We start from the raw sequence: 21,689 nt of genomic DNA, 5'->3' as shown, positions 1-21,689 counted from the left end.
CCTACGACGCGCGCCGCAGGTTCTTCGCTTCATCCGACCGCGCAAATTCCAGTTCGCGCAGATAGTCGTTCTGCACGCCGGTGACGTATTCGCCGGAGAAGCACGACGTGTCGAACTGCTTGAGCTTCTCGTTGCCTTCGGCGACCGACGCGACGAGATCGGGAAGATCCTGATAGACGAGCCAGTCGGCGCCCAGCAGTTCGGCCACTTCGTCTTCGCTGCGATTGTGCGCGACGAGTTCCGCCGGCGCCGGCATGTCGATGCCGTAGACGTTCGGATAGCGCACCGGCGGCGCCGCTGACGCGAAGTACACTTTTTTTGCGCCGGCTTCGCGCGCCATCTGGATGATCTGCTTGGACGTGGTGCCGCGCACGATCGAATCGTCGACCAGGAGCACCGTCTTGCCTCGGAATTCGAGTTCGATCGCATTGAGCTTGCGCCGCACCGACTTCACGCGCTCGCTCTGCCCCGGCATGATGAACGTGCGGCCGATGTAGCGGTTCTTGACGAAACCTTCGCGCATCGGCACGCCGAGATCGCTCGCGAGCGAACTGGCCGCCGTGCGCGCGGTGTCGGGAATCGGAATCACCGCATCGATGCCGTGGTCGGGCTTCAGGCGCGCGATCTTCGCGGCGAGGCGTTCGCCCATGCGCAGGCGCGCCTTGTACACCGACACGTCCTCGAGCATCGAATCGGGCCGCGCAAGGTATACGTATTCAAAGATGCACGGCGTGTGCGCATGGCCTTCCGAGCAGCGCCGGTGCGACAGCGTGCCGTCGAAGCCGAGCAGCACCGCCTCGCCCGGCTCGATGTCGCGCAGGCGCTTGAAGCCCAGGATGTCGAGCGCGACCGATTCGGACGCAACCGCGTATTCCTTGCCTTCGGCGGTGTCGCGCTCGCCGAGCACGAGCGGCCGGATGCCGTGCGGATCGCGGAACGCGAGGATGCCGTAGCCGAGCACCAGGGCGATCACCGCGTAGCCGCCGCGTGCGCGCGCGTGCACGCCGGCCACGGCCTTGAAGATGTGGTCGGGCGTCAGCGCCATGCGTTCCTGGATCTGCAGCTCGTGCGCGAGCACGTTGAGCAGCACCTCGGAATCGGATTCGGTGTTGATGTGGCGCCGATCGCCGTCGAACAGCTCTTCGCGGATCGCATCGGCGTTGACGAGGTTGCCGTTGTGCGCCAGCGCGATGCCGTAGGGCGAGTTGACGTAGAACGGCTGCGCTTCGCCGACGTCTTCGGAACCCGCCGTCGGGTAGCGGCAGTGGCCGATGCCGACGCGACCGCGCAGCTTCAGCATGTCGTCGCGCTGGAACACGTCGCGCACGAGACCGCGCGCCTTGTGCAGGCGCAGGCGGCTGCCGTCGATCGTCGCGATGCCGGCCGCATCCTGTCCGCGGTGCTGCAGCACCGTCAAGCCGTCGTACAGCGCCGAAGCGACTTCGGATTTGCCGACAATTCCAATAATTCCGCACATGACGCGATACCACTCAAGAGGAAGATTTTTTCGGTTCCGCGGGCGCCGTCGGCGCTTCCGAAGGTTTGGGCGGGCCGAGCGGCAAGCGCTCCAGCACGCCCTTGAAGTCGAGATGTTTCGTGACGTTTTCCGGCAGCCTCGCCGACAGCCATTCCGCGCCGTTCCGGAAGCTCGGCAGCAGGCGCGATTCATGCCACCACGGGTCGCGCGGAAGCGGTGTGAAACCGAGCAGCAGCACCGCGAGCACGACGAGCAGCATGCCGCGCGCGAGCCCGAAGAACATGCCGAGCAGGCGATCGGTGCCCGACAGCCCGCTGCCGGCGACGAGCTTGCGCACGAGAAACGTCACGAGCGCGCCGAACATCAGCACCACGAGAAAGCAGATGCCGTAGCCGAGCATCAGCCGCACCGACGGCACGTCGACCGCGGTGAACGCCTCGGCGAGGCGGTCGCCGAACGTCCAGGCGACCCAGAACGCCGCCGCCCAGCACGCGAGCGCCATCACTTCGGAAATCAGTCCGCGCCACAACCCGATCAGGACGGAAAGGCCGAGTACGGCGAGGATGGTGTAGTCGGCCCAGTTCATGGCAAAGGTCGCGTCACGCTACGGCAGCGTGACGATCATTCCCGTGACCGAGAGTTTCGCTTTCACCGCGTCGCGCACTTTTTCGGTATTCGCGCGATCGGCCTCTGGGCCGACGCGTACGCGCCAAAGCTTTTCGGCGCCCTGCCCGACCGTGTCGACGAAGCTGGCGAAGCCCGCGCCCTTCGCGCGCTGCATCAGCTTGTTCGCTTCTTCCTGCGACTTGAACGCGCCGAGCTGCACCGCCCAGCCGCCGGCGCGGTTCGCCGGGAGCGCGGTCGCCGGCGCGTCGGCCTTCGGCTGCGCGGCCGGCGCGGCGCCGACGTCGACGACGCTGCCCTTGAGCTTCGCGTCGACCTGGCTCAGCTTGAGCCGCGCGGCCTCCGCGGTCGCGCGGTCGGCATAGGGACCCAGGCGCACGCGCGTCGCCGGCTTGCCGTCGGCTTCGGCGCTTTCGGTGTACGCGGCGAGGCCGTGCTTCTTCGCGGTCGCGACGAGTCCCTCCGCATTTGCCGCATTCGCAAAAACGCCCAAATGTACAGCGAAGCGACCGCCGGGCGTCGCCGCCGGCGGCGCGGTCTGCGCGCTCGCGGGCTTCGCCGGCAGCGGTTCGGGCTTGGCCGGCTCGGGCTTGGCCGGCGTCGTCGCAGCCGCCGGCTTGCCGCCCGGCTGCGCCTCGTACGGCACTTCGACGCGCTCGCGCCTGCCGGCGTCGACCGTCGCCACCTTGTCGGTTTCGCCGGCCGGCAATGTCGTCAGCGGTGCGGGCGACGTCGCGTTACCGCCTTGCGCGGGCACGACGCGCGTCTGGAACTCGCGCTCCGACGGCGCCGGCGGAATCGCGAGGTTCTCGGTCACGGTTTCGGGTTTGGGCGGCGACCCCGACAGGAACATCGGCACGAAGATGATCGCAAGCGCGATCAGGACTGCGGCGCCGATCAGGCGCTGTTTCAGCTGGGAATCCATCGGCAGCGAGTCTCCGGTAACCGTGCGGATTATACGCGCCGCGACGATCAGCCGGCGTGCAATCCGTGCGCTGCGGCCCAGCGTAAGGCCGCGGATGCCACGAAGAATGAACCGAAAGCGACGATGCGCGCGCCTTCGTGCAGCGCCGGTTTGGCCGCGTCGAGGGCGGCGTCGACGTCGTCGTGCACCCAGACCGCGGCTTGCGGCGCGACGCCGTCGTAGATGCGGCGCAAGCCGCCGGAATCAAGACCGCGCGGACTGTCGCGATCGAGACCGGCAAGCCGCCATGCGTCGAAACGCGACGCGAGCGGCGCCATGACGCCGGCGACGTCCTTGTCCGCCAGCGCGCCGAACACAGCCACGTTGCGCCGGCCGTCGCCTTGGGCGGCGAGCCAGTCGGCGAGCACGCCGGCGGCCTGCGGATTGTGCGCGACGTCGATCACGAGTTCGCCGCGGCCGAGCGAGAATCGCTGCAGGCGCGCCGCGACGCGCGCGCTCGCGACGCCTTGCGCGATGTGCGCAGCGTCGATGGGCAGGCGATCGCCGAGCGCGACGAGCGCGGCGATCGCCGCGGCGGCGTTCGCCGGCTGGCACGGCGCGGCGAGCGCGGCGGCCGGCAGGTCGTAGCGACGCGTCGCGTCGTACCAGTGCCAGCCTTGCGCGTCGACGTCGAGACGAAAGTCGATGCCGGCACGCCTTACGAGCGCGCCGATGCGCGCGAGTTCGCCGGTCAGACCGGCCGGCGGATCGATCTGGCCGACGATCGCGACACGTCCCGCGCGCGCGACGCCGGCCTTTTCGCGGCCGATGCCGTCGAGACTGTCGCCGAGCCAGTCCTGGTGGTCGAGCGCAATCGTCGTGACGACGGCGACGTCGGCATCGACGAGATTCACCGCGTCGAGCCGCCCGCCGAGGCCGACTTCGAGGATCGCGACATCGAGACCGGCGTCGGCGAACACGAGCAGCGCGGCGAGCGTGCCGAACTCGAAATACGTCAGCGGCAGGTCGCCGCGCGCGGTCTCGATGCGCTCGAACGCGGCGACGAGCGATGCGTCGCTCGCGTCATGTCCGAGTACGCGCACGCGCTCGTTGTAGCGCAGCAGATGCGGCGAGGTGTACGCGCCGCAGGCGAGGCCCGCCGCGGCGGCGATCGCTTCGACGAACGCAACGGTCGAACCCTTGCCGTTGGTGCCGGCGACGGTGACGACGACGCGCCCCGGCCGCGGCGCGCCGAGGCGCCGCCAGACTTCGCCGACGCGCGCGAGGCCGAGATCCACGCCGCGCACGTGCGTCGTCAGCTGGTAGTCCAGCCATTCGTCGAGCGTGCGCTGCACGGCGGTCGGGCTTATGCGGCGACCTTGGGCTGGCGCATCAGCAGCGCGAGCACGTCCGCGAGCTTGTCGCGCGTCTCGCGGCGGTCGACGATGAAATCGATCGCGCCGTGATCGACGAGAAACTCGGAACGCTGGAAGCCTTCCGGCAGCGTTTCGCGCACCGTCTGCTCGATCACGCGCGGGCCGGCGAACCCGATCAGCGCCTTCGGCTCGGCGACGTTCAGGTCGCCGAGCATGCCGAGGCTCGCCGACACGCCGCCGGTGGTCGGATGCGTCAGCACCGACACGTAGGGCACGCCGGCCGAGCGCATGCGCGCGAGCGCGGCGGACGTCTTGGCCATCTGCATCAGCGACAGCAGGCCTTCCTGCATGCGCGCGCCGCCGGTCGCCGACCAGCACACGAGCGGCATGCGTTCGGCGAGCGCGAGCTCGGCCGCGCGCGTGAACTTTTCGCCGACGACCGACCCCATCGAGCCGCCCATGAACGAAAACTCGAACGCGACCCCGACGACGGGGCGCGTCTTGAGCAGGCCGCGCATCGAGATCAGCGCGTCCTTCTCGCCGGTCTGCTTTTGCGCCGCGACGATGCGGTCGCGGTACTTCTTCGAATCCTTGAACTTGAGCGCGTCGACCGGTTCGAGATCGGCGTCGAGTTCCTGGGTGGAGCCCTCGTCGAAGAACGCGAGCAGGCGCTTGCGCGCGCGGATCGCGTGGTGGTGGTTGCACTGCGGGCAGACTTCGAGATTGCGTTCGAGCTCGGGCCGGTACAGCACCGCGCCGCAGCCGTCGCACTTCTCCCACAAGCCCTCCGGCACCTTGCCCTTGCTCGTGCCCTGGGTACGGATGCGCGAAGGCATCAGTTTGGAAAGCCAACTCATGTCGCCAGTTTCTCCGGTATCGATCGGCGGTGCGTCGGGCACCAGCGCGCTCGGGTCGAACGGTTCGGGCGGCGTCGCGTCCGGCGATGCCGCGGGGTCGGAAGGCGTCGGGTCCGGGCTACGCGGCATCGGCCGCGGTCAGCGCATCGAGCGCCGCCCGGATCGGGGTCAGGAACGCCGTGGCACGCATCGCAGCCTCCTCGGCCGTCGCACTGCCCGCCAGTGTATCGACCAATGCGCTGCCGATCACCACCGCGTCGGCGAAACCCGCGATCGCGGCGGCCGATTCGGCGTCGCGGACGCCGAAACCGACCGCGACCGGCGTGTGCGCGCGCGTCCTGATCGCCGCGACGCGCTCGCGCACGGCGTCGGTCGACAGCTTCGCCGCGCCGGTGATGCCGGCGAACGACACGTAGTACAGAAACCCGCTCGCCTCGTCGCAGATGCGCGAAAGGCGCGCGTTGTCGGTGGTCGGTGCGGCAAGGAAGATCTGCGCGAGACCCGCGTCGCGGATCGGCTGCGCGGTGTCGAGTTCCTCGACCGGGCAGTCGACCAGCAGCACGCCGTCGACGCCGGCCGCGACGGCGGCCTGCGCGAACGCGGCATGGCCCATGATCTCGACCGGGTTGAGATAGCCCATCAGCACGATCGGCGTCTGCGCGTCGCGCTGCCGGAATTCGCGCACCCACGCGAACAGCTGGACGAGCCCGACGCCTTTGGCGAGCGCGCGCTCGTTCGCGTGCTGGATCACCGGGCCGTCGGCCATCGGGTCGGAGAACGGCACGCCGAGTTCGATCAGGTCGGCGCCGGCCGCGACGAGCGCATGCATGATCGCGACGGTCGATTCGGGCGCCGGATCGCCGGCGGTGATGAACGGAATCAGGCCCGGACGGCGCGCGGCCTTGAGTGCGGCGAAACGTTGGTCGATGCGGTTCATGGCGGTCATCCGAGCGTCAGTCCTTCGCGCCGGGCGATGGTGTGCACGTCCTTGTCGCCGCGGCCGGACAGGTTCACGAGCACGAGTTCGTCCTTGCGCATGTCGCGCGCGAGCTTGATGCCCTGCGCGATCGCATGGCTCGATTCGAGCGCCGCGAGAATGCCCTCGGTGCGCGCGAGTTCGTGGAACGCGGCGAGCGCTTCGTCGTCGGTCACGCCGACGTATTGCGCGCGGCCGGCGTCCTTGAGGTAGGCGTGCTCGGGGCCGACGCCGGGATAGTCGAGGCCGGCCGATACCGAATGCGTTTCGATGATCTGGCCGTTGTCGTCGCACAGCACGTACGTGCGATTGCCGTGCAGCACGCCGGGCCGGCCGGCCGCGAGCGATGCCGCGTGACGGCCGGTCTCGATGCCGTCGCCGGCGGCTTCGGCGCCGACGATGCGCACGTCGCGGTCGTTCAGAAACGCATGGAACAGGCCGATCGCGTTCGAGCCGCCGCCGACGCACGCGACGAGCGCGTGCGGCAGACGACCGTACTGCTCGAGCATCTGCGCGCGCGCTTCGCGGCCGACGACGCTGTTGAAGTCGCGCACCATCTGCGGATACGGATGCGGGCCGGCCACGGTGCCGATCATGTAGAACGTCGAGTCCACATTCGTGACCCAGTCGCGCAGCGCTTCGTTGAGCGCGTCCTTGAGCGTCTTGGACCCCGACGTGACCGGCACGACCTGCGCGCCGAGCAGCTTCATGCGATAGACGTTGATCGCCTGTCGCTCGATGTCGACCGCGCCCATGTACACGACGCATTCGAGCCCGAGACGCGCGCACACCGTCGCGCTCGCGACGCCGTGCTGGCCGGCGCCGGTCTCGGCGATGATGCGGCGCTTGCCCATGCGTCTGGCCACCAGCGCCTGGCCGATCGTGTTGTTGATCTTGTGCGCACCGGTGTGATTGAGATCTTCGCGCTTGAGGAGGATCTGCGCGCCGCCGACTTTCTGCGACAGCCGCTGCGCGTGATAAATCGGGCTCGGCCGGCCGACGTAGTGTTTGAGGTCGTAGTCGAACTCGGCGATGAATTCGGGATCGCGCGAGAGCCGCTCGTACGCTTCGGTGAGCTCGGCCAGCGGCGCCATCAGCGTTTCGGCGACGTACACGCCGCCGTAGCTGCCGAACCGGCCGCGCGCGTCGGGCAAGGCGTGGAAGTCGATCGTTTCGTCGGTCATGCCGCACCTGCCGTGTTGGCGTTTTGTACAAAAAGCTTCATTTTTCCGAAATCCTTGATGCCCGGCGCGCTTTCGATGCCGCTCGACACGTCGACGGCGTACGGCCGCGCGATGCGTACGGCGTCGCCGACGTTCGCGGGCGTCAGCCCGCCGGCGAGCATCAGCGGCCGGCCGACGTCCCGCGGCATGCGCGTCCAGTCGAACGCCTTGCCGCTGCCGCCGGGCTCGCCGAGCGCGTGGCTGTCGAGCAGAAAACCCGCCGCTAGCGCATGTTCGCGCGCGCAAGCCGCGACATCCGCGCCGTCGCCGCCCATCGGCACGGCTTTGAGGTACGGCCGGCCGAAACCGGCGCAGAACGCCGCCGGTTCGGCACCGTGGAATTGCAGCAGATCGGGCGCGAACCGTGAAATGACTTCTGCGACCCAGGCCGGCTCGTCGTCCATCACCAGCGCGACGACCGACACGAACGGCGCGACGACGGTGCGCAAGGCGACGGCGGCATCGAGATCGACGTAGCGCCGGCTGCGCCGCGTGAGCACGAAACCGAGCGCGTCGACGCCGAGCGTGCAGGCCGCCGCGACGTCATCCGCGCGCGTGAGCCCGCAGAACTTGATGCGCACGCGGCTCACAGCGTCACCTCGGCCGGCAGCTGCCATTGCGCCGGATATAGCGGCCTGAGAAACGTCAGCCCTTGCGCCGGCGCGGTCGGCCCGGCCTTGCTGCGATCCAGGCCCGCGAGCACTTCGCCGACCCATTCGGCGCGCGCCTCGCCGCGACCGACCGGCAGCAGGCTGCCGACGATGTTGCGCACCATGTGATGCAGAAACGCGTTCGCCTGCACTTCGATGTGCACGAGATCGCCATCGCGCCGGATGTCGATCGCCTGCATGTCGCGCCTGGACGTCGGCGCCTGGCAGGCGACGGTGCGGAACGCGTTGAAGTCGTGTTCGCCGATCAGCGCGCGCGACGCGTGATGCATCGCGTTGACGTCGAGCGGCACGCGCTCCCAGGTGACGTAGCGCGCATCGAGCGCCGGGCGCACGTCGCGATTGAGGATGGTGTAGCGGTAGCGCCGCGCGCGCGCGGCGAAGCGCGCGTGGAACTCGCCGTCGACGACCTGCGCCCAGCGCACGCAGACCGAACGCGGCATGCGCGAATTGGCGCCGAGCAGCCAGTTGCGCGGCGCGCGCACGACGTCGCTGTCGAAATGCACGACCTGGCAGCGCGCATGCACGCCCGAATCGGTGCGGCCGGCGCAGATCACCTCGACCGGCGCGTCGGCGACGAACGACAGGGCGTCTTCCAGCGCTTCCTGCACGGTCCGCCCGGTCGACAGCCGCTGCCAGCCGAGAAAGTCGGTGCCGTCGTATTCGACGCCGAGGGCGATGCGCAAGGAAGCTCCGGAACGGGCGATGGGGGCGCGATTGTAGCCGCGCCGGGCGCCACCGCGAAGAAAGGGCCGGCAATGCCAGTGTCGATGCGCAAAAAGAAAGGGCCGGCATAGCCGGCCCCCGCAGTTCAAACCACCGTGTTCTTCTTATCGGATCTCGGCCAGCAGCTTGCGCGCTTCGGCCTTCTGCTTGTCCGAACCTTCGGCGATGACTTCCTCGAGCATCGACTTGGCGCCGTCGGGGTCGCCCATGTCGAGATACGCCTTGGCCAGATCGAGTTTCGTGCCGATCGCATCGTCGGTCGCCATCAGATCGTCCTCGATCCGCGACGGCGGCGGCGCCGGCGTCGAGAAACTCGGCGGCGGCGTCAGCGACGGCTGCGAAATGCGCGTGTCGAAGTCCATCGGCGGCAGATCGAGCGAGAAATCGTCGCGTGCAGGCGCCGCCGGAGCCGGGGCCGGCGCCGGAATCGTCTGCGTCGTCGCGCTGCGGTCGGCCAGGTCGAAGTCGAACGTGTCTTCTTCCGGCAGCGCGGCGGCGGGCTGCGTCTTGCCGAAGCTCGACACGTCGTCGAAACCGTCGAAACGCATCGGCTCGGGTTCGCTGCTGCCGAACGTGTGCGCATGCGTCGGCGCCTGGTACGACGGCTCGTCGGCGAACAGCGGATTGTGCGGGGCGAGCTCGCGGCCCATCGCCCGCACCTGCTGCCATTCGGCCATCGAGGTGTCGCTGATGTGCGCGTACATCGCCTGCGCCGCGTCTTCGAACTTGTCGGCCTGGCCTTGCGCGTAGTACAGGCTCGTCAGTTCCAGATGCGCCGACGTGTCGTCCGGGTACTGCGCGAGACGGTCGAGCAGACCGTGTTCCTCGTCGTAGCCGCCCGCGTACGCGGTGTTGTCGCCGGCACCCGTGTCGGCCGCCGGCGCAGCCTTCGGACGGCGCAGCAGGTTCATCAGGGCAAGCCCGACGACGGCGAGCAGCGCAAGACCGCCGACAGCGAGCACCCACGTCTTCTGCCACCACGGCTCGTCGGCCGCGAGCGGCTGTACCTTGGCCGGCGTCGGCGCCTTGGCCGGCGCCGTCGTGCTGGCGGCGGGCTTCGGCGGCGTCGCGGCCGGTGCGGTCGTCGCAGGCGGCGTGGTCGCGGTCGTCGACGGCGGCGTGCCGGTGGTCGAGGCCGGCGGCGTCGTGGTCGACGGCGTCGCGGTGGCCGGCGGCAGCGTCGAGGTCGTCGACGGCGGCGTCGTGCCGGTCGTCGGCGACGGGGTCGTCGTGCTCGCCGGCGGCGTCGTGCCGGTGGACGGCGGCGGGGTCGTGCTCGACGGCGTCGTACCGGCGGTCGCGGACGGCGTCGTCGACGCGGCCGGTGCCTTGTCGCCCGCGGCGCTGCCCCAGATTTCTTCCTTGCTGAACTCGCCGGTCTTCGGCGGCTCGCCCGGCTTCGGCGTCGCGGTTGCCGGCGTCGTCGCGGCGGTCGACGGCGGCGTTGCGGCCGGCGTCGTCGCGGCCGGCGCGGCGCCCGGCTTGGCGGCCTTGTCCTGCAGTTCCTTCAGTTTCTTCTGCAGTTCAGCCAGCTCGCTGTCCTTGAACGAGATCAGCTTGTCGTTCTTGTTCTTGATTTCCTCGAGTTCGCGCACGCGCGACTTGAGTTCGTTCGTTTCCTGTTCGCGGCTGGCAAGCGCTTCCTTCGTACGGGCCAGTTCCGCCCGCGTGGTCACGTCGCCGCTCGCGCTCGTGCCAGAACCGGCCGATTCGGCGGTCGGCTTGCTGTCCTTGCTCGACTTGGGCGGCACCAGCGCCAGGCGATCGGGCTGCGCGGTCTTCGTCGCGGGCGCGGCGGCCGGCGCGCTGGCCGACGCGGCCGAATCGGCGACGAGCGTCGGCGTACCCGAGCGCGAAGCATCGTTCTGGTTGCGCACTTCGGCCGCGGCGGACGCGGCGCTACCGACGGCCTTGATCTCTTCCACGCTCGGCACGCGCAGGATCGCGCCGCGCTTGAGCGAATTGATGTTGTCCTTGAAGAACGCGCTCGGGTTGTTCCGGTGCAGCGCCAGCATCACCTGGTTGAGCGTGACGTTGTCGTCCGGACGGGTCGCCGCGGCGACTTCCCACAGCGTTTCGCCCGCGGCGACCGGGCCGTACTCGCCGGCACCGGCACTGGCGCCCGCGCGCGACGGCTTCTCGGCCGGCGGCGTGCTCGGCGGCGCGGAGGCCACCGGCTCGGCCGACTTGGTCGGACGCGGCGCCTTGCCCGGCTTGGCGGCCGGTAGCGACTGCGACGGCGCTGCCGTCGTCGCGGTTTCCTTGACCGGCGCGGTGCTCGCGCGCGAACCCTTGATCGCCGGCGCCATGGTCGGCGGGTCGAGCAGAACGGTGTATTCGCGCAGCAGCTTGCCCTTGGCCCAGTTCACTTCGATCAGGAAATCGAGGAACGGATCGCGGACCGGCTCTTTGCTGGTGACCTTGATGACGGCGCCTCGCGCGCCGGCCGCGACGGTGAACTCCAGCGGCACCTGCACGCGCGAGCGCGACAGGCCCACGCGTTCGAAATCGGCAGCGGCAGCCAGCGCGACGGACAGACTGGCCGTCTCGTCAGGGCCGCCCGTAACGGGAATCTCGGCGTTGAGCGGTTCGTTCAGGCCGGACCGGACCTGGATCATCCCCAGGCCGAGTGCCAGCGCGTCCGAACCCGCTAGCGCAAGCGCAACGGCCAGCGATAGTTTCAACGATCCTTTCATGAGGTCAGCCCCCGGAAACTTTGGCCAGTGGCCTGCTATTCATACGGTTGATCCCGCGCGACCTTCGTGACGCCGTCCATTCCCCTATTCGCAGCCCGCGCTCCGCGAAAGTATCCGGTTGATCAACCACTTACGCGGCTGCAAACCTCGCCTCACTACCTTGTGCGGCGGCGCCGGCCGGCCCGAAAGCCGGTCGGCCAATCTCGAATTTGCCTTATAACACAACCGTAACTATAGATCACAGATACGATTTCACCAATAGCTCGGCGACCTGTACCGCATTGAGGGCGGCGCCCTTGCGGATGTTGTCGGAAACGATCCAGAGGTTGAGACCGTGCGGATGCGATATGTCCTCGCGGATGCGCCCCACGAAGACGGGATCCTGCCCCGCGGCGTGCGTCACCGGGGTCGGGTATCCACCCGGCTGGCGCTCATCCACAACCACAACGCCGGGGGCGCTTTCTAACAGTTCTCGCGCCCGCTCCGCTGTGATCTTGTCGCGAGTTTCGATATGCACGGCCTCGGAATGGCCGAAAAACACGGGGACGCGCACCGCGGTGGGGTTCACGGCGATCGTCTCGTCTTCGAGGATCTTGCGTGTCTCCCACACCATTTTCATCTCTTCCTTGGTGTAGCCGTTCGGCTGGAAGTCGTCGATGTGCGGGATCACGTTGAACGCGATCTGCTTGGTGAATTTCTTCGGCTCGTAGTCCTGGAAATTGAGGATCGCCGCGGTCTGGCGGCCGAGTTCCTCCATGCCGGATCGACCCGCACCGGATACCGACTGGTACGTCGCGACGTTGATGCGGCGCAGGCCCGCCTCGCGATGGATCGGCGCGAGCGCGACGAGCATCTGCATCGTCGAGCAGTTCGGATTGGCGATGATGCCGCGCGTGGTGTACCGCGCGATCGCGCCGGGATTCACTTCGGCGACGACGAGCGGGATGTCGTCCTGGTAGCGGAACTCCGACGTGTTGTCGATGACGACCGCGCCAGCCGCCGCCGCGCGGGCCGCGTGCGCGCGGCTGACGCTGCCGCCGGCCGAGAAGAACGCGATGTCGACGCCGTCGAAATCGTACGTCGCGAGGTCTTTCACGGTCACTTTCTGGTTGCCGAAATCCACCTGGCTGCCGGCCGAGCGTTCGCTCGCGAGCGGCACGAATTCGGAAATCGGGAATTTGCGCTCTTTCAGAATGCCGATCAGGGTTTCGCCGACCGCGCCGGTTGCGCCGACCATCGCGACCTTGAACTTGCGTTCCGCAGAACTCGCAGACATTACACTTCTCCAGTTGGATACATATCGGACTGCGAAAGCGCGCGGTCCGGCCGCGCGCGCTTTCGCTCAGGGAGCGGTTTTCGCCGGAATGAGGGGTTTCATCGCGCCGACGTCGCCGCATTGCGCGCGGTGGCGCAGCGCCTGGTCCATCAGCACGAGCGCGACCATCGCCTCGGCGATCGGCGTCGCGCGGATGCCGACGCACGGATCGTGGCGGCCCTTGGTGACGACTTCGACCGGCTCGCCGCGAACGTTCACGCTGCGTCCGGGAATGAGAATGCTCGACGTCGGTTTGAGCGCGATCGACGCGATCACGTCCTGCCCGGTCGAAATGCCGCCGAGAATGCCGCCGGCATGGTTCGAGAGGAAACCCTCGGGCGTGATTTCGTCGCGATGCGTCGAGCCGCGCTGCGCGACCGCGCCGAAGCCGTCGCCGATTTCCACGCCCTTGACGGCGTTGATGCTCATGAGCGCCGCCGCGAGTTCGCCATCGAGCTTGCCGTAGATCGGTTCGCCCCAACCGGGCGGCACGTTGTCGGCGAGCACGGTGACGCGCGCGCCGACGGAATCGCCGGACTTGCGCAGACGGTCCATGAACGCTTCGAGTTCCGGCACCATCGCGGCGTCGGGCCAGAAGAACGGGTTCTCTTCGACGGCATCCCAGTCGAACGCGCGCGGCGTCACGTCGCCGAGCGCGGCGAGCCAGCCGCGCACGCGCACGCCGTAACGCTCGGCGAGCCAGCGCTTGGCGACGACGCCCGCGGCGACGCGCATCGTCGTCTCGCGTGCCGACGAACGGCCGCCGCCGCGCGGATCGCGCACGCCGTACTTGTGCCAGTACGTGTAGTCGGCATGGCCGGGCCGAAAGCGCTCGGCGATGTCGTTGTAGTCCTTCGAGCGCGCATCGGTGTTGCGGATCACGAGCGCGATCGGCGTGCCGGTGGTGACGCCCTCGTACACGCCGGAAAGAATCTCGATGTCGTCGGCTTCGCGCCGCTGCGACGTGTGACGGCTCTTGCCGGTCGCGCGGCGATCGAGGTCGGCGCGGAAATCCTCCGGCGCGATCGCGAGCCCGGGCGGGCAGCCGTCGATCACGCACCCGATCGCCGGACCGTGGCTTTCGCCGAAGGTCGTGACGGTCAGGAGCTTGCCGAAGGAATTGCTGGACACGTTCGTTTCGCCTTGCCTTATGCGCCCTGCCGGCGCGCGTTCGCCGCGGCGCGGATGTCGTCGGCGTGCGCGACGAGATCGCGGCGGTCGAGCGCGAACACGCCCATCGGGCCGACGTTGAATTCGATCCACGTGAACGGCACGCGCGGCAGCAGTTGCGCCAGCGCGTGCTCGCTCTCGCCGACCTCGACGATCAGCAGGCCTTCTTCGGAAAGGTGCCGCGGCGCATCGGCAAGGATGCGCAGCGCGAAGTCGAGGCCGTCGTGACCGGCGACCAAGCCTAGCGACGGTTCATGGCCGTATTCGGGCGGAAGTTCGGCGAATTCCTGCTCGGTCACGTACGGCGGATTCGACACGATGAGGTCGTACACCTCGCCCTCGATCGCGTCGAACAGGTCGGACTTGATCGCGCGCACCCGGCCCTGCACGTCCTGGAAGCGGATATTGGTGTTGGCGAGTTCGAGCGCGGCGTCGCTGACGTCGACGAGATCGACCGTCCAGTTCGGGTTGTGCGACGCCATCGCGATGCCGATGCAGCCCGAGCCGGTGCACAGGTCGAGCGCGCGTTCGACGTGGCGGTCGTCGAGCCACGGCGAGAAGCCGGCGAGGATCAGCTCGGCGATCGGCGAGCGCGGCACGAGCACGCGTTCGTCGACCTTGAACAACAGGCCCGCGAACCACGCCTCGCCGGTGATGTAGGCGACCGGCTTGCGCTCGAGGACGCGCCGCTCGATCAGGTCGAGCACGACGCGGATCTCGTCCTTGACGAGCTTCGCCTGACCGTAGTTCGGCGACAGGTCGTGCGGCAGGTGCAGCGCGTGCAGCACGAGATGCGTGGCCTCGTCGAGCGCGTTGTCGTAGCTGTGGCCGAAGCTCAGGCCCGCGCCCGCGAAGCGGCTCGCGCCGTAGCGGATGAAGTCGATGATCGTTGCAAGTTCGGCGGTCATGTAGCGCGGCGCTGCGACAAAAGGTCCGTCAGTATAAATGCTGCGCTGCGTCTATACTTGGCGAATGAACACTCGTCATAACCTCGGCCGGGCCCTGCCCACGGCCGTGATCCTGCTTGCCGCTTTCGCGGCCGGTATCGGCCTGTGGCTCGGCATGCAGCTGTTCTCGCGCGCCGCGCCGCCGACCAAGGTCGCGATGATGTATCCCGAGCCGCGTCCGGTACCGGAATTTTCGCTCGCGCGCGCCGACGGCAAGCCGCTGACGCGCGACGACTGGAAAGGCCGCTGGACCGTCGCGTTCTTCGGCTTCACCAACTGCCCGGACATCTGCCCGAACACGCTCGGCGTGATGAAGGACGTGCGCAAGACGCTCGTCGCGCAGGGACTCGCCGACAAAGTGCAGTTCCAGTTCATCTCGGTCGACCCCGACCGCGACACGCCCGAAACGCTCGCCCGCTACGTCGGCTTCTTCAGCCCCGATTTCGTCGGCGCCACCGGCAAGGACGAGGCGCTGCAGCCGCTCACGCGCGCGCTGGGCCTGCTGTACACGCGCACGCCGACCGGCAACGGCGACTACAGCGTCGACCACAGCGCGTCGATCGTCATCATCGGGCCGCAGCCGGCGCTCGTCGGCCTGTTCCGCCCGCCGCTCGATGCGACAGCGATCGCCGCCGATCTCGCCACCCTCGCCGGAAAACCCTGATGAAGCCGTCGGTCCTGGTGCAGTACGTCCTGCCGCATCGCTTTCTCTCGCGACTCGTCTACTGGGCGACGCGCTGGACGTTCAAGCCGTGGAAGAACTTCCTGATCGGCCAGATCGTGCGCCGCTACGACGTCGACCTGTCGCAGGCGCAGAAAAAGTCGCCGGACGACTTCGAACACTTCAACGCGTTCTTCACGCGCCTGCTCGAACCCGGCGCGCGCACGCCCGATGCCGCCCCCGACGCCCTGCTGTGTCCGGCCGACGGCCGCGTCAGCCAGTCCGGACCGATTCGCGACGGCCGCATCTTCCAGGCGAAGGGCCAGGACTACACCGCGGCCGAACTGCTCGGCGCCGATCTCGACGCCGTGCCTTACCGCGACGGCAGTTTCGTCACGGTGTATCTGTCGCCGCGCGACTATCACCGCGCGCACATGCCGCTCGCGGGCACGCTGGTCGAAACGGTGCACGTGCCCGGCCGGCTGTTTTCCGTCGCGCCGTTCGCGGTCGAATCGGTGCCGCGGCTGTTCGCGCGCAACGAACGCCTCGTCTGCCATTTCCAGGGCGAGCACGGGCCGTTCGTCGTCGTGATGGTCGGCGCGATGCTCGTGTCGAGCGTGTCGACGGTCTGGGGCGGCCTGGAAATTCCGCGCTACGCCAGCCGCATCGTGCGCAAGGACTATCGCGGCAAGGGCATCCGCCTCGAACGCTTCGCCGAGATGGCGCGCTTCAACATGGGCTCGACCGTGATCGTGCTGTTGCCGGCATCGGTCGGCGCGGTCGACCCGGGCCTTGCGCCGCAGCAGGCCGTCGTCGTCGGCGAACGTATCGGGCGCGCGCCGTAACCCGATTCAACCGACTGCCGCACAGTTGTTTGCAAACAACATACTGACACGCACTGTCAGATTGTGACGGCGTGCGCTATACCTCCTGAACGGCCGGAATAAAATCGCCGACGACCGGTTCGCGATTCATTCCTTGTTCAAGCCCCCGTTCACGAGGTAAAGCGCATGCAACAGTTGATCTGGCGTCTGGTAGCGACGAAACGGGCCTACCAGCTGCAGCGCGAGCACAAGGAGATCGAAAAGCTCGTCGAAGGGCTTCCGCGCCAGGCGCGCGTACAGCTCGCGCAGCTGACGCTCAAGGAATTCTCGGTCGCGGCCAAGAGCGAATTTCCGCATCTGTACGGCACGCCGCCGGACGAACGCTATTCGCCGTGGGGCAGCGGTACGTCGACCGGCCTGTCGCGCGCGCGTTCGGACAACCTGCCGGTGCGCCTGCGCGGCATCGCGCTGTGGCTGACGGTGGCGTACCACGAAACGCGCGGCGCGACGTTCCCGGCGCTAGAAGGCGTGCACCGCTCGATTCTGCGCATGCTGCGCACGCTCAGGGAGGCCGCACCCGCGGCGACGGCCGACGGCTGGTTTTCCGGCGAACAGGCCGCCTGATCCCTGAGACTCGCGTCATCTCAAAGTTTTCGTACGACCGCTTCGGGCTTGCAGTAACGAACACGTAGCGCGCCAGGGACTGGCGCGCTTTTTTGCGTTCGCCTGCTTCGAATTCGCCTACTTCGTGCAGGCCGGCAGCCGCAGCGTCTGGCCGGGCTTGATCGCGTACTGCGGCGCGCGCAGCCGGTTGAGGCTCGCGATATCGCGCACTTCGGCGCAGCGATGCTTGCGCGCGATCGCGGCGAGCGTGTCGCCCTTGCGCACCGTGTAGCTGCCCGAACCGCCCGGCCGACTGTCGATACGCGCGGCAACCCGCGTGGTCACCTGCGGCGTGGCTGCGGCATGCAGATCGGCGGCGAGGCTCTGCCACTGTCCGGCCGCGCACAGCTTCGGATAGGCCGCTTCCAGCACCGCCGGCACCTCGAGCGTCGCGCCGACCGGCTGCGCTTCCTGCGGATCGAGCGCGGGATTCAAGTTGCGCAGCGCGCGAAACCAGCCGTCGCGGTTGCCGCCTTCCTGGCCGAAGCAGATCGACAGCTCCGACAGCGACGCCGTCTGCTTCAACGTGACGCGGCCCGGCTTGTTCTCCACGCGCGGGAACGCGAGGTTGTAGCGCTCCGGATGCATGAACAGCCACGCCGCGGCGAGCACCATCGGCACGTAGTCGCGCGTTTCGGGCGACAGCGCGCCGTACACGCGTGCGTCCCAGAAGCGCCCGCCGCCGCCGGCCAGACGCGCCATGCGCCCTTCGCCGCCGTTGTACGCGGCCAGCACGAGTTCGAGATCGTTGTTGAAAATACGCAGCTGCTCGTTGAGGTACGCCGCGTTCGCGCGCGTCGACAGCATCGGGTCGAAGCGCTGGTCGAAGCCGTTCACCGTGGAAAGACCGAAGCGCAGGCCGGTCGCGTACATGAACTGGAGCGGGCCGCTCGCGCCCGAGCGCGACACCGCGTGCACCTTGCCGCCCGACTCCTTCGCGATGAAGCCGAACAGCAGCGCCTCGGGCAATCCCGCCTTCTGGTATTCCGGCCACATGCGATAACGCATGTACTGGTAGTTGACGTAAGCCTGGATCAGGTTCGGGCGGTACTGCGTCAGCCATTCCTCGAGCGACGCCTTGACCGGGCCGTTCATCGCGATCATCTCGGCGAGCTCCTTGCCCTTGAGCAAGGTGATCGAACGCGCGGTTTCCGGCAGGTCGGCGACGATCGGCGACGCGCTTTCGCCGGCGACGGCCTGTTCGGTCGCGTCGGCGGCGTCGACCGCGCCGGTCGGCGCCTGCGGCGCGTCGAGCCGCAAGAGGCCGTCGAACGCCGACAGGAAGCGCTCTTCCTCGCAGCCCGGCACCGCGTGGCATTGCAGCGCCGCGGCGCGCAGGTCGTCGAGTGCCGCGTTGCTCTCGCGCATCGCGCGTTCGGCTTCGCCGCCGTCGGCGAGATCCGAACCGGCCTCGTAGCGTTTCACCGCGGCGTCGAGCCGCGCGTACAGCGCGCTGATCGCGGCCTCGTCGACCGTGTTCGCGGGCTTGGCGTTCCGGGCGGTCTTGGCGGGGGCTCCGGCGCATCCGGCGAGGGCGAACAACACGGCGACGGCGAGGACGCGGCGGATACGAATCATGACTTACCCCCGAAAGGCTTACGTTTGCTGCGCGGACGTTACACAGTAGCGCCGCCACAGACAACGACCGATGTGCGCCAGGTCGCGGTTCGCGTGCCGCGACGGCCGTGCCCGGCGCGCGAATCCATGGCTACAATCGAACGAACGTCTTCGACAAGGAACGCACCGTGACCGACATCCTCCTGGGCAAAAGCGACATCGACGTCTTTCTGAAAGCCCGATACGGCAACCGCCACGGCCTGATCGCCGGGGCGACCGGCACCGGCAAGTCGGTCACGCTGATGCGCCTCGCCGAAGGCTTCTCGCAGCTCGGCGTGCCGGTGTTTCTCGCCGACGTGAAGGGCGACCTCGCCGGTCTCGCCTGCGCCGGCGTCGCCAACGACAGGATCAAGGCGCGCATCGACCAGATGCAGCTCGCGTGGACGCCGGCGGCGAACCCGGTCGTGTTCTGGGACATCTACGGCCAGCTCGGCCATCCGGTGCGTACGACCGTCTCCGAAATGGGGCCGACGCTGCTCGGCCGCCTGATGGAACTCAACGACACGCAGGAAGGCGTGCTCGAAATCGTCTTCAAGCTCGCCGACGACGAAGGCCTGCTGCTGCTCGACCTGAAAGACCTGCGCGCGCTGCTGACGTTCTGCGCTGAAAACGCGAAGGATATTTCGCAGCGCTACGGCCTCATCTCGTCGGCGTCGATCGCGGCGATCCAGCGCGCGCTCCTGTCGCTCGACCAGGCCGGCGGCGACGCGTTCTTCGGCGAGCCGGCGCTCGATCTCGCCGACTTCATGCGCCAGGACATGAGCGGCCACGGCGTCATCAACGTGCTGGCCGCCGACAAGCTGATCCTGAAACCCAAGCTGTATTCGACGTTCCTGCTGTGGATGCTGTCCGAACTCTTCGAACGCCTGCCGGAAGTCGGCGACGTCGACAAGCCCAAGCTCGTGTTCTTCTTCGACGAGGCACACCTGTTGTTCGACGACGCGCCGGGCGCGCTCGTGCAGCGCGTCGAGCAGGTCGTGCGCCTGATCCGCTCCAAGGGCGTCGGCGTGTACTTCTGCTCGCAGAATCCCGACGACGTACCCGAGACGATCCTCGGTCAGATGGGCAACCGCGTGCAGCACGCGCTGCGCGCGTTTACGCCGCGCGACCAGAAGGCGGTCAAAGCCGCGGCCGAAACGTTTCCGCCGAACCCGAAAATCAAGAAGGTGGCCGACGCGATCACGCAGCTCGCGGTCGGCGAGGCGCTCGTGACGACGCTGCAGGACGGCGGCATTCCGCTGCCGGTCGAACGCGCGCTGATCGCGCCGCCGGGCTGCCGCATCGGCGCGATCACCGACGACGAGCGTGCGCAGGTCAAGTCGCGTTCGCCGGTCGGCGGCAAGTACGACACCGCGATCGACCGCGAATCGGCCTACGAGAAACTCAACGCGCGCGCGCAGCACGAAGCGGCGTCGACCGACGACGAGGCCGCCGCGCCGCCGGCGCGCGGCGGCGGACGCGCGACGAAGCCCGAACCGGAAGCGCCGGGCTGGGGCGATGCGATCAAGGACGCGATCTTCGGCACGAAGCGCCGCCAGGGCATGATCGAGGCGACCGCGAAGTCGGCGATGCGCAGCGTCGGCACGAAACTCGGCAACCAGATCCTGCGCGGCGTGCTCGGCTCGATCATGGGCGGACGCCGCTAACGGCGCCCGTCGCACACACAAGGAAGGAAAACCGCATGATCGTCGACGACACGCCGCCCCCGTTCTGGGAACGCATCCGCGACATTTCCACGTATCCCGCGCAGGCCGACGCGCTGATGACCGTCGGCGTGCTGTCGGTGTTCAGCCTGACCATGCTGATCGGCGGGCTGGTAGGCCTGTTCTTCTACCTGCTGACGCTCGCCTATCTGTACAAATACTGTTTTGAAGTATTGCGCGCGTCGGCGAACGGCCGGCTCGAAGCGCCCACGGGCGGGCTGTCGAGTTCGAGCAGCGACTCGTCGGGCTGGGGCGCGATCGGCCTGCAGATCCTCTTGACGATCGCGGTCGTCGTCGCGTTCCGCTTCGGCGGCGCCCTGATCGGCTTCGCGACGGTGCTGATCGTCGTGCTCGCGCTGCCGGGCGTCGCGATGTCGTACGCGATGGACCAGAACTTCTGGCATGCGCTGAGCCCGCTGACCTGGTTCGAGATCATGGGCCGCATCGGCGCCGGGTATTTCGCGGCGTTCGGGCTCGTGCTGGTGATCCTCGCCAGCTCCGCGGCCGTGCAGAACTTCCTCGCCCAGATCGGCCTGCCGACGATCATCGCGCTGCCGCTCGTGTTCTTCGCGTCTGGCTACGGCCTCGTCGCGGCGTTCCATCTCATGGGCTATCTGATCTACCAGTATCACGACCAGCTCGGCTACGAGCCGGACGTGCAGAAGCCGCTCGCGCGCACGGCGAGCGATCCCGACCAGGAGCTGCTCGACGACGTCGCGCAGATGCTGCAGGACGGCGAAATCGACATGGCGTACGACACGATGCGCCAGCACGTGCGCTCGCGCGGCGGCACCGACGCCGTGCATACGCAATATCGCAAGCTCTTGCGCATGAAGGGCGACGCGGCCGAACTCAAGCGCCACGGCGAGGAGTGGCTCGCGATCCTGCTCGGGCAGGACAAGGAAAAGGCCGCCGTCGACATCGCGCGCGAGCTCGTCGAAATCGATCCCGCGTTCGTGCCGAAAGACGCCGAAGCGACGACGCGCCTCGCGCAGCGGGCCGCGGCGCTCAACCAGACGCAGCTCGCGCTGCGGCTCGTCAACGGCTTCCACAAGCGGCATCCCAAGAGCGCCGACATTCCGGCGAACTACCTGCTCGCCGCGCGCCTGTTGTCCGAGCGCATGGGCAAGGACGCCGAAGCCAAGGCGCTCCTGATGCAGCTCAAGACCGCGTTTCCGAACCACGCGCTGGCGGGCGACATCGACGCGCTGCTCAGGATCGTCGAGAGCGCGCCGGGAAAGAAGCCGGCATGACGACGGGCG

Annotated in this window: 19 protein-coding genes; 5 read left to right on the top strand and 14 right to left on the bottom strand. The window is 68.3% G+C overall.

Translation table 11 applies throughout. The features are described 5' to 3' along the window. Position 1: 1 nt before the first annotated feature. The 13 genes from purF to prmB all read right to left on the bottom strand — a co-directional run bounded on the left by purF (position 2) and on the right by prmB (position 14,920). Positions 2-1,477, bottom strand: a complete 1,476-nt coding sequence (gene purF / locus OD750_RS04220) for an amidophosphoribosyltransferase (RefSeq protein WP_263542958.1) — start codon at positions 1,475-1,477, stop codon at positions 2-4. A 13-nt stretch (positions 1,478-1,490) separates the two neighbouring features. After that, positions 1,491-2,063 carry a CvpA family protein gene (locus OD750_RS04215; protein WP_263542957.1) on the bottom strand — a complete coding sequence of 191 codons (573 nt, stop codon included), beginning with the start codon at positions 2,061-2,063 and terminating at the stop codon, positions 1,491-1,493. Positions 2,064-2,081: 18 nt separating this feature from the next. Continuing rightward, positions 2,082-3,026, bottom strand: a complete 945-nt coding sequence (locus OD750_RS04210) for an SPOR domain-containing protein (protein ID WP_263542956.1) — start codon at positions 3,024-3,026, stop codon at positions 2,082-2,084. A gap of 47 nt (positions 3,027-3,073) precedes the next feature. Further along, positions 3,074-4,360 carry a bifunctional tetrahydrofolate synthase/dihydrofolate synthase gene (gene folC, locus OD750_RS04205; protein ID WP_263542955.1) on the bottom strand — a complete coding sequence of 429 codons (1,287 nt, stop codon included), beginning with the start codon at positions 4,358-4,360 and terminating at the stop codon, positions 3,074-3,076. 11 nt (positions 4,361-4,371) lie between these two features. Then, on the bottom strand, positions 4,372-5,238 hold the full coding sequence (accD, locus tag OD750_RS04200; RefSeq protein ID WP_263542954.1) for an acetyl-CoA carboxylase, carboxyltransferase subunit beta: 867 nt from the start codon (positions 5,236-5,238) through the stop codon (positions 4,372-4,374). 118 nt (positions 5,239-5,356) lie between these two features. After that, positions 5,357-6,175 carry a tryptophan synthase subunit alpha gene (gene trpA / locus OD750_RS04195; RefSeq protein ID WP_263542953.1) on the bottom strand — a complete coding sequence of 273 codons (819 nt, stop codon included), beginning with the start codon at positions 6,173-6,175 and terminating at the stop codon, positions 5,357-5,359. A 5-nt stretch (positions 6,176-6,180) separates the two neighbouring features. Further along, positions 6,181-7,398, bottom strand: a complete 1,218-nt coding sequence (gene trpB, locus OD750_RS04190) for a tryptophan synthase subunit beta (RefSeq protein WP_263542952.1) — start codon at positions 7,396-7,398, stop codon at positions 6,181-6,183. Next, entirely contained in the window at positions 7,395-8,027 is a 633-nt protein-coding gene (locus tag OD750_RS04185; RefSeq protein ID WP_263542951.1) for a phosphoribosylanthranilate isomerase, read from the bottom strand. The genes trpB and OD750_RS04185 overlap by 4 nt, the downstream gene beginning before the upstream one ends. Then, the gene (truA, locus tag OD750_RS04180; protein ID WP_263542950.1) at positions 8,024-8,791 is read right to left on the bottom strand and encodes a tRNA pseudouridine(38-40) synthase TruA; all 768 of its coding nucleotides are present in this window, start codon (positions 8,789-8,791) and stop codon (positions 8,024-8,026) included. The genes OD750_RS04185 and truA overlap by 4 nt, the downstream gene beginning before the upstream one ends. 144 nt (positions 8,792-8,935) lie before the next feature. Next, the gene (locus tag OD750_RS04175) at positions 8,936-11,515 is read right to left on the bottom strand and encodes a motility hub landmark protein FimV (protein ID WP_263542949.1); all 2,580 of its coding nucleotides are present in this window, start codon (positions 11,513-11,515) and stop codon (positions 8,936-8,938) included. 250 nt (positions 11,516-11,765) lie between these two features. After that, positions 11,766-12,803, bottom strand: coding sequence for an aspartate-semialdehyde dehydrogenase (locus OD750_RS04170; RefSeq protein WP_263542948.1), 1,038 nt, complete (start codon positions 12,801-12,803; stop codon positions 11,766-11,768). Positions 12,804-12,869: 66 nt separating this feature from the next. Continuing rightward, the gene (gene aroC, locus OD750_RS04165; protein WP_263542947.1) at positions 12,870-13,973 is read right to left on the bottom strand and encodes a chorismate synthase; all 1,104 of its coding nucleotides are present in this window, start codon (positions 13,971-13,973) and stop codon (positions 12,870-12,872) included. 17 nt (positions 13,974-13,990) lie between these two features. Continuing rightward, a complete protein-coding gene (prmB, locus tag OD750_RS04160; protein ID WP_263542946.1) occupies positions 13,991-14,920 on the bottom strand; it encodes a 50S ribosomal protein L3 N(5)-glutamine methyltransferase in 930 nt (309 codons plus the stop codon). A 64-nt stretch (positions 14,921-14,984) separates the two neighbouring features. Between prmB and OD750_RS04155 the strand changes: the two genes are divergently transcribed. The 3 genes from OD750_RS04155 (at position 14,985) to OD750_RS04145 (ending at position 17,068) form a co-directional block, all read left to right on the top strand. Further along, the gene (locus tag OD750_RS04155) at positions 14,985-15,623 is read left to right on the top strand and encodes an SCO family protein (protein WP_263542945.1); all 639 of its coding nucleotides are present in this window, start codon (positions 14,985-14,987) and stop codon (positions 15,621-15,623) included. Continuing rightward, positions 15,623-16,465, top strand: a complete 843-nt coding sequence (gene asd / locus OD750_RS04150) for an archaetidylserine decarboxylase (protein ID WP_263542944.1) — start codon at positions 15,623-15,625, stop codon at positions 16,463-16,465. Before OD750_RS04155 ends, asd begins: the two co-directional genes overlap by 1 nt. A gap of 165 nt (positions 16,466-16,630) precedes the next feature. Beyond that, on the top strand, positions 16,631-17,068 hold the full coding sequence (locus OD750_RS04145; RefSeq protein ID WP_263542943.1) for a hypothetical protein: 438 nt from the start codon (positions 16,631-16,633) through the stop codon (positions 17,066-17,068). 117 nt (positions 17,069-17,185) lie between these two features. On the opposite strand, the gene OD750_RS04140 is transcribed toward OD750_RS04145, so the two are convergent. Further along, positions 17,186-18,685, bottom strand: a complete 1,500-nt coding sequence (locus OD750_RS04140; RefSeq protein ID WP_263542942.1) for a transglycosylase SLT domain-containing protein — start codon at positions 18,683-18,685, stop codon at positions 17,186-17,188. Between the two features lie 167 nt (positions 18,686-18,852). Between OD750_RS04140 and OD750_RS04135 the strand changes: the two genes are divergently transcribed. After that, positions 18,853-20,370, top strand: a complete 1,518-nt coding sequence (locus OD750_RS04135) for a helicase HerA-like domain-containing protein (RefSeq protein WP_263542941.1) — start codon at positions 18,853-18,855, stop codon at positions 20,368-20,370. A 35-nt stretch (positions 20,371-20,405) separates the two neighbouring features. Further along, on the top strand, positions 20,406-21,680 hold the full coding sequence (locus OD750_RS04130) for a tetratricopeptide repeat protein (protein ID WP_263542940.1): 1,275 nt from the start codon (positions 20,406-20,408) through the stop codon (positions 21,678-21,680). Positions 21,681-21,689 lie beyond the last annotated feature (9 nt).

It is taken from the genome of Tahibacter soli (genome assembly GCF_025717065.2).
Lineage (GTDB): Bacteria > Pseudomonadota > Gammaproteobacteria > Xanthomonadales > Rhodanobacteraceae > Tahibacter > Tahibacter soli.
This window is presented reverse-complemented; position numbering and strand designations above follow the sequence as displayed.

Bases quoted from the DNA above. Each gene is read 5' to 3' on its own strand.
- asd (WP_263542944.1), top strand. From the start codon at position 15,623: ATGAAGCCGTCGGTCCTGGTGCAGTACGTCCTGCCGCATCGCTTTCTC.
- OD750_RS04140 (WP_263542942.1), bottom strand. From the start codon at position 18,685: ATGATTCGTATCCGCCGCGTCCTCGCCGTCGCCGTGTTGTTCGCCCTC.
- OD750_RS04155 (WP_263542945.1), top strand. From the start codon at position 14,985: ATGAACACTCGTCATAACCTCGGCCGGGCCCTGCCCACGGCCGTGATC.
- accD (WP_263542954.1), bottom strand. From the start codon at position 5,238: ATGAGTTGGCTTTCCAAACTGATGCCTTCGCGCATCCGTACCCAGGGC.
- purF (WP_263542958.1), bottom strand. From the start codon at position 1,477: ATGTGCGGAATTATTGGAATTGTCGGCAAATCCGAAGTCGCTTCGGCG.
- OD750_RS04145 (WP_263542943.1), top strand. From the start codon at position 16,631: ATGCAACAGTTGATCTGGCGTCTGGTAGCGACGAAACGGGCCTACCAG.
- trpB (WP_263542952.1), bottom strand. From the start codon at position 7,398: ATGACCGACGAAACGATCGACTTCCACGCCTTGCCCGACGCGCGCGGC.
- OD750_RS04130 (WP_263542940.1), top strand. From the start codon at position 20,406: ATGATCGTCGACGACACGCCGCCCCCGTTCTGGGAACGCATCCGCGAC.
- OD750_RS04170 (WP_263542948.1), bottom strand. From the start codon at position 12,803: ATGTCTGCGAGTTCTGCGGAACGCAAGTTCAAGGTCGCGATGGTCGGC.
- OD750_RS04215 (WP_263542957.1), bottom strand. From the start codon at position 2,063: ATGAACTGGGCCGACTACACCATCCTCGCCGTACTCGGCCTTTCCGTC.
- trpA (WP_263542953.1), bottom strand. From the start codon at position 6,175: ATGAACCGCATCGACCAACGTTTCGCCGCACTCAAGGCCGCGCGCCGT.
- OD750_RS04210 (WP_263542956.1), bottom strand. From the start codon at position 3,026: ATGGATTCCCAGCTGAAACAGCGCCTGATCGGCGCCGCAGTCCTGATC.
- prmB (WP_263542946.1), bottom strand. From the start codon at position 14,920: ATGACCGCCGAACTTGCAACGATCATCGACTTCATCCGCTACGGCGCG.